4 protein-coding genes and 1 riboswitch are annotated in these 7,434 nt (G+C 67.4%); of the genes, 3 read left to right on the plus strand and 1 reads right to left on the minus strand.

The window, feature by feature from the left end; all coding sequences use genetic code 11:
• The 3 genes from ACIQ6O_RS10510 to ACIQ6O_RS10520 all read left to right on the plus strand — a co-directional run.
• Nucleotides 1-528 (plus strand): alpha-ketoacid dehydrogenase subunit beta (locus ACIQ6O_RS10510; protein WP_396207741.1); only part of this gene is annotated, 528 nt, incomplete at its 5' end.
• A gap of 222 nt (nucleotides 529-750) precedes the next feature.
• On the plus strand, nucleotides 751-3,672 hold the full coding sequence (locus ACIQ6O_RS10515) for a prolyl oligopeptidase family serine peptidase (RefSeq protein WP_396207742.1): 2,922 nt from the start codon (nucleotides 751-753) through the stop codon (nucleotides 3,670-3,672).
• Between the two features lie 195 nt (nucleotides 3,673-3,867).
• A riboswitch (cobalamin riboswitch) is annotated at nucleotides 3,868-4,068 on the plus strand.
• Between the two features lie 206 nt (nucleotides 4,069-4,274).
• On the plus strand, nucleotides 4,275-6,707 hold the full coding sequence (locus ACIQ6O_RS10520; protein WP_396207743.1) for an ATP cone domain-containing protein: 2,433 nt from the start codon (nucleotides 4,275-4,277) through the stop codon (nucleotides 6,705-6,707).
• 443 nt (nucleotides 6,708-7,150) lie between these two features.
• Here ACIQ6O_RS10520 and ACIQ6O_RS10525 read toward each other — a convergent pair.
• On the minus strand, nucleotides 7,151-7,434 hold a 284-nt coding region (locus tag ACIQ6O_RS10525), incomplete at its 5' end, for a hypothetical protein (RefSeq protein WP_396207744.1).

Genomic DNA, 7,434 nt, shown 5'->3' on the forward strand with positions numbered 1-7,434 from the left:
AATGGTCTGCTGCGCACCGCCATCCGTTGCGACGACCCGGTGCTGTTCCTCGAACACAAGCACCTGTACCGCCAGACGTACAACAAGGCGCAGTATCCCGGCCCGAACTTCATGATCCCGTTCGGCAAGGCGAACATTCTGCGTCAGGGCACCGACGTCACGCTGGTGACGTACGGCGCCACGGTGCAGCGCGCCCTCGTTGCGGCCAACCAGATCGCCGAAGAGGGCGGCCCGAGCGTGGAAGTGATCGACCTGCGCACGCTCTCGCCGTGGGACAAGGAAGCGGTCTACGCGAGCGTGAAGAAGACCGGCCGCGTGATCGTGGCCACCGAGGATTCGCTCTCGTGGGGCTACGGCGCCGAAATCGCCGCCAGCATCGCCGACGAATGCTTCGCGTGGCTCGATGCCCCGGTGAAGCGGGTCGCCAGCCAGGATGTGTTCGTGGGCTATGCCCCGAGCCTCGAGGACGCCACGCTGCCGCAGGTGGACACCTTCCGGCAGGCGTATTTGGAGATTGTGGCGTTTTGAGGTTGGAGTTGGACTGACGACAGACGACTGAAAGCTGAAAGCTCCTCGCCGCCCGCGGGGAGCTTTCGGCTTTCAGCAGTAGCTCTCAGCGATCAGTGACCGGAAGCACGACGCCCCCCGCCGGCTCCGACCCTCCCGACTCCCCCCGCGCGCTGGCTCCCCGGCAAACGCGAACCCGGTCACCAGCGTATCTTCGGGCGACCTCTACCCGGAGCCTCGATCTTGCTGTTCCCTTCCCGCTCGCCGATGGTGGCCTTGGGGCTGGCGCTGTGCGCCACCCCATCACTCGTGGTCGCCCAGGGCGCCGCGGCCAGTGCCGCGCCGCGTCCCATCACCGCCGCCGACATCTCCGCGTGGAAGACGCTGCGCGGCGCGGCCCTGTCCAACGACGGCCAATGGTTCGCCTACCTCCAGGCTCCGAACGAGGGTGACGCCGAGGTCATCGTGCGGCAGACCACCGCCAGTGGCACGGTACGTCGGTTCCCCGTGGGCGAAGTGCCCGCTGCCGGCGGGTTCGGCGGCGGGGTGCCGGGGCTGCAGCTGTCCGGTGATGGGAAGTGGCTGGCCGTGCTGGTGTACCCCAAGGCGGCCGAGCAGAAGCGGCTGCGTCAGCAGCGCCGCCCCATCCAGAGCAAAGCGCTCGTGGTGAATCTCGCCACGGGCGAGCAGCGCGAGTTCGACCGCATTCGCCGCATCGCCTTCGGCGGTGACGTGCCGAGCTACCTCGCCATGCAGGCCTATGGCCCCGATGCGCCCGCCGGCGGCGGCGGCGGTGCGGGCGGCCCCGCGGCGGGCGCGCCGGGCATGGGTGGCAACCTCTTTGGTGGCGGCGGCGCGCGCGTGGATGGCACCGACCTGCTGTTGCACGAGCTGGGCACCGCCAATGTGCTCAACGTGGGCAACGTGGGCGACTTCGCCTTCAGCGACAACGGCCGGCTGCTCGCTTACACCATCGATGCACGAGAGATGGTGGGCAACGGCGTACAACTGCGCGACCTGTCCAGTGGTGTTGTGAAGAACATCGACGCCGGCAAGGCGCTGTATCGTCGCCTCGCGTGGACGGATACGCTCGCGAGCTTCGCGTTCCTCAAAGGCACGGCCGACAGCGCCAACACGGACACCACTTGGGCGGCCGTGGGTGTGAGCCGCGCCGGCTCGCCAGCGCAGAAGACGGTGATGGTGGGCGCGGGGGCGAAGACCACGCTGCCGAACGGCATGGAAGTGAGCCCCGACCGCGCGCCCCGGTGGCTCGACGCGCAGGACGGCCTGCTGATCGGGCTGCGCGTGGCCACGACGCCGCTCCCCAAGGGCGAAGCGCTCGAGGACGACGACAAGCCCAGCCTCATCCTGTGGCACGGCAAGGACGCGCGCCTGCAGTCGATGCAGCTCGTGCAGGAGCAGGCCGACAAGGGCTTCTCCTTCATGGCCACGTACCTGCCCGCCACCGACAAGATCGTGCAGCTCACCGACGAGGTGGTGCGCACCGCCACCCTCGGCGCGCGCGATGCCCTGCTGCTGGGGAGCGACAACAGCGCGTACGAACGTCAGAGCAACCTCGACGGCATTCAGCGCCGCGATGTGTATGTGATCGACACGCGCACCGGCGCCCGCACGCTCGTGAAGAAGGACGCGCGCGGCAACGCGCAGCTCTCGCCTGATGCGCGCACGGTGCTCTTCTGGGACAACGGCCATTGGCAGGCGTACGACGTGGCCACCAAGAAAACCACCAACATCACGCAGGGCGCGCCGGTGTCGTTCGTGGACACCGAGGACGACCACAATGTGGATCGTCCCGCCACGCAGGTGGTGGGCTTCAGCAAGGACGGCCGCTTCGTGCTGCTGCAGGACAACTACGACGTGTGGCGCGTGGGGCTCGCGGGCAACAGCTTCGCGAATCTCACCGTGGATGGCCGTGCGAAGAAAATCCGCTACAGCCGCCGCATCAGCACCGACCCGCGCGAGCGCAGCATCGATCTCACCAAGCCGATCTACATGGTGGCGATGCAGCACCTCACCAAGAAGGAAGCGTTCGTGCGCCTCGACCCCAACAAGATGGGGGCGGTGGTGCTGAGCGGCTGGCGCGACACGCGCCTCGCGCCCATGAAGGCGCGTGACGCCGAGCTGTGGGTGGCGAGCATTCAGAGCAGCACGCGTTTCCCCGATTACTGGCGCGTGGCGTTCAGTGGCGGGGCGCTGGCTGACTCGACGCAACTCAGCGACGCGAACCCGAAAATGAACGGCGTGGCGTGGTCGGCCGGCTCACGGCTCGTGCACTACGTGACGGAGAAGGGCGACTCGCTGCAGGGCGCGCTGTATCTCCCCGCCGGCTACGAGCCGGGCAAGGCGTATCCCACGCTCACGTTCATCTACGAACTGCAGTCGGACAATCTCAACTCGTTTTACTCGCCCACGTTCTCGAGCTCACCCAACGCGCTCATCGGCGTGCACAACTCGCGTGGCTACGCGGTGTTCCTGCCGGACATCGTGTACAAGCTGAACGATCCCGGCATGAGTGCGGTGTGGAGCGTGGTGCCAGCGGTGAAGGCGGCGATCGCCACGGGTATCGTGGACTCGGCGCGCGTGGGACTCCACGGGCACAGCTGGGGTGGCTACCAGACCAGCTTCCTCGTGGGGCAGACGAACATCTTCAAGAGCGCGGTGGCCGGGGCGCCGCTCACCGACATGGTGAGCATGTACAGCTCGGTGTACTGGAACACGGGGAGCGCCAATCAGCCCATCTTCCAGAGCTCGCAGGGGCGCTTCAAGGGCAACTTCCTCGAGAACCGCGAGGCCTACGAGCGCAACTCGCCCAACCGGTACGCGGATAAGGTGAAGACGCCGCTGATCATCCTGCACGACGACAAGGACGGCGCGGTGGACTTCAACCAGGGCATCACCTTCTACAACACGCTGCGCCAGCTCGACAAGGACGTGATTCTGCTGGAGTACGTGGGCGAGAACCACGGCCTGGCGCAGTGGAAGAACAAGCGCGACTACTCGCAGCGGCTCATGGAATACTGGGACGCGTACCTCAAGGGGCAGCCGGCCCCCGAATGGCTCAAGAACGGCATTCCGCGGCTCAAGATGGACGAGCACCTGCGGGAGCAGAAGAAGAAGCTCGAGGCCAAGAAGATCGCGATGTGACGAAAGGGGCCGGAAATCGGGGTCGGGAGTGGCCAAAAACGGCCCCGGGACCGACCCCGACCATCCCCGTCCCTCCGGCCGGTCCCAGTCGGACAAACTGTCTCTTGACTCCCCGCCCGAAATGCCGGAAGTTGATCCTTCCTTGCTCGCCTGCACGTGTGCGGCCGGGCAAGGGGGTTCACCGTACCGCAGTTGCTCCACCACATAGGCGCTGGTCCCCGGTCTCCTCCCCCAGAGGCCGTGGCTAAGAGGGAACCCGGTGTGATTCCGGGGCGGCCCCGCCGCTGTAAGGGACGACGAGGAAGCTTTCCGCCACTGCGCCATGTCCGGCGCGGGAAGGCCGCTTCCGAGGCCGAATCCCGAGCCAGAAGACCTGCCAGTGCCATGAGTCCGCGCGCCCCCTCGAGGGAGGGTTCGCCGGGGATCGCCGCGCCGCACCGAGTTGTTCGATTTCGTGTGCGCGCGGCCCCGTCCAGGGCTCCCTGCAAACCATCGCCGGGAGCTTTCGTGTTGACCGCGACGACGCGGCCGACACGAGGCACGGGGAACGACCTCCGGGGGGTGTGCACACAGGTTGGCTTTTTCCCCTCTGGAGACACCGAATGACCACTACCGTCGCCCCTCGCGCCGCCAACGACCTCCGCCAGACCTTTGGCAGCTACGATGCCGCCGGTGTTCGCACGATCACCGAAGTCATCAAGCGCGATGGGCGCCGCGCGCCGTGGGACCCGGAGCGCATCACCCGCGCCATTGCGCTCGCCTTCTGGGCCGCGCGCCATGACGACGCGCCCAACCCGCACGCCAGCGACGCCGCGCACCGGTTCGGCCTCGGCTTCACTGAGTTCGCCGACGTCTGCGAAATCACGCAGCTCGTGGTGAACACCGTCGAGCGCAAGGCGCAGGAACGCACCCCCACGGTGGAAGAAGTGCAGGACATCGTGGAAATGATGATCGCGGCCCGCGGCCACTGGGACGTGGCCAAGCGCTACGTCATCTATCGCGCCAGCCGCGCCCAGGTGCGCCTCGCCGCCCACGGCGAGAACGGCCTGCAGGATTACATCTTCCTCTCGCGCTACTCGCGCTACCGTGACGACCTCGGCCGCCGCGAAACGCCGTCGGAAGCGTTCACGCGCGTGATGGACATGCACCGCGCCCATTTCGCCGACAAGCTCGACCAGCCCGTTGCCGGATTCGGCGGCCGCCTGCTGCGTGAGCTCATCGACGAGACTGAGGCCGCGCTGCAGCGCAAGGCGATCCTGCCCTCCATGCGCTCGCTCCAGTTCGGCGGTCAGGCCATCGAAGCGAACAACGCCCGCATGTTCAACTGCGCCTTCACGCAGATGAACCGCCTCGACGCGTTCAAGGAAGCGTTCTTCCTCCTCATGTCGGGCACGGGTGTGGGCTTCTCAGTGCAGAAGCATCACGTTGCGCAGTTGCCGCATTTCCCCATCCGCGGCGCCGAGAACGAACTCGAGGTCGTGCACTACAACGTCGGCGATACGCTTGAGGGGTGGGCGGACGCGCTCGACGCGCTGATGCGCAGCTACACCGACAACAAGAAGATCGAGTTCAACTACTCGAACATCCGTCGTCGTGGGGCGCCGCTCCGCACGTCGGGCGGTCGCGCCCCGGGTCACCTGCCGCTCAAGAAGGCGCTCACCGCCGTCGAGCGTATGCTCGATAACGTGTCGGGTCGCGCGATGCGCCCCATCGAAGTGTACGACATCCTCATGCACGTCGCCGTCGCGGTGCTCTCGGGCGGTATCCGCCGCTCGGCCACCATCTGCCTCTTCTCGGCCGACGACGACGAAATGGCGGCCGCCAAGACGGGCAACTGGTTCGAGACCAACCCGCAGCGCGGCAAGTCCAACAACTCGGCCGTGCTCGTGCGCGACCAGCACACCGAAGGCGACTTCCAGCGTCTCTTCGAACTGCAGAAGGAATTCGGTGAGCCGGGCTTCTACTTCGTGGACGACGTCGAGTACGGCGCCAACCCGTGCGTCGAAATCGGCCTCGCGCCGTTCGCCGTGGTCGACGAGGCCGCGCAGGCCAAGCTCGCCGAGTACGGCATGCCCGACGTGCCGGTGGGCAGCAAGGTGAGCGGCTGGCAGATGTGTAACCTCACGACGATCAACGCCAACGCGTGCGAAGACGAAGCCGGCTTCCTGGCCTGCTGCCGCGCCGCGGCGCTGCTCGGTACGCTGCAGGCCGCGTACACGACCATCCCGTACCTCGGGGCTGCCACGCGCTTCATCAACGAGCGTGAGTCGCTCCTCGGCGTGTCCATCTGCGGTATCCTCGATCGTCCGTCGCTGCTGCTCAACCCGGCCGTGCTGGAGCGCGGGGCGCAGGAGTGCCTCGACACGAACGCGGCCGTGGCCGAACACCTCGGTATCCCGGCGGCGGCGCGCATCACTTGCGTGAAGCCCGAAGGCACCGCGAGCCTCGTGCTCGGCGCCGGCTCTGGTATCCACCCGCACCACGCGCGTCACTACTTCCGTCGTGTGCAGGCCGCGCGCACGGAGCCGCTGTTCCAGTGGTTCAAGCTCAACAACCCGCACATGACGGAAGCGTCGGCGTGGGATCCGGACACCACCGACGTGATCACCTTCCCGGTGACGGCGCCGGCTGATGCCATCCTCCGCAAGGACGTGGGCGCGGTGCAGTTCCTCGAGTACGTGCGCCTCGTGCAGCAGCACTGGGTCGTGGCCGGCCGTCGTCACGAGCAGTACAACCCGGGGCTCCACCACAACGTCTCCAACACCGTCACGGTGCGCGACGACGAGTGGGACGCGGTGCAGCAGTTCATCTTCGAGAACCGTCAGTACTTCACCGGCATCTCGCTGCTCCGTGAAACGGGCGACAAGGTGTACACCCAGGCGCCGCGCGAAGAAGTGACCACCGAGATGGACATGGCCAAGTGGAACGCCCTCGCGTACAGCCCGGTCGATTACACGGCGCTGTGGGAAGGCACCGACATGACGACGCTCGCCGATACCGTGGCCTGCGCCGGCGGGGCCTGCGAGATCGTGTAACTCGGTTCACATCGCGGATGTGACGACGCCCCACCGACGGTTCGCTGGTCGGTGGGGCGTCGTGTTTTGCGTGGGCGGGACACGCCCCGTCAGCTCCGCACACCCCATTCGCTGCTCTCTTCGGGGGTGGCCGCGCGCGCCTTGGCGCGCCGGCGTCACCCCCTCAGGGATCCGCTCACGGGGCGGCGGAGCCGCCGGGGCTGCATCGCGCGAAGCAGAGGCACGCGAACGGGGAACCGGAAGCCGGCGGTTGTCGCGCCCCGCACGAGGCAATCAGCTCCGGCGCATCCACGTCGCCGCAAGCGAGTCCGTGAGGGGGTGACGCCGGCGTGTAGCGTAGGCGCGCAGCGACGGAGCGAAGTGCACGGCCACCCCCGAACAGACTCGCGGCGGTGATGTGGATGCGCCGGAGCCCGCCACGCCCCCGAAGCTCCGCGAAGCGCTCAGTGCTTCATGCCGGTGTTGCAGCCTTCCTCGAGCACCTCGAAGCGGTCGTGCAGCGTCTTCATCGCCGCCTTGAGGGCGGTGTCGTCGGCCTTGGCACTTACCATGGCCGCCACCTTCTCGGTTTCGCCCGTGAGCCCCGCCTGCGCCTTGGCGAGCTCCGGCTTCTGGCAGGTCGCCGGCGCCTTGGACGCCGCCACGGCCTTCGCGGCCGTCACCATCTCGCCGATCTTGGCGCGCGTGGCCGAGAGGTCGTTCTTGTCCTTGGCCGGGTGCCAGGTGG

The organism is Gemmatimonas sp. (assembly GCF_044345575.1).
Lineage (GTDB): Bacteria > Gemmatimonadota > Gemmatimonadetes > Gemmatimonadales > Gemmatimonadaceae > Gemmatimonas.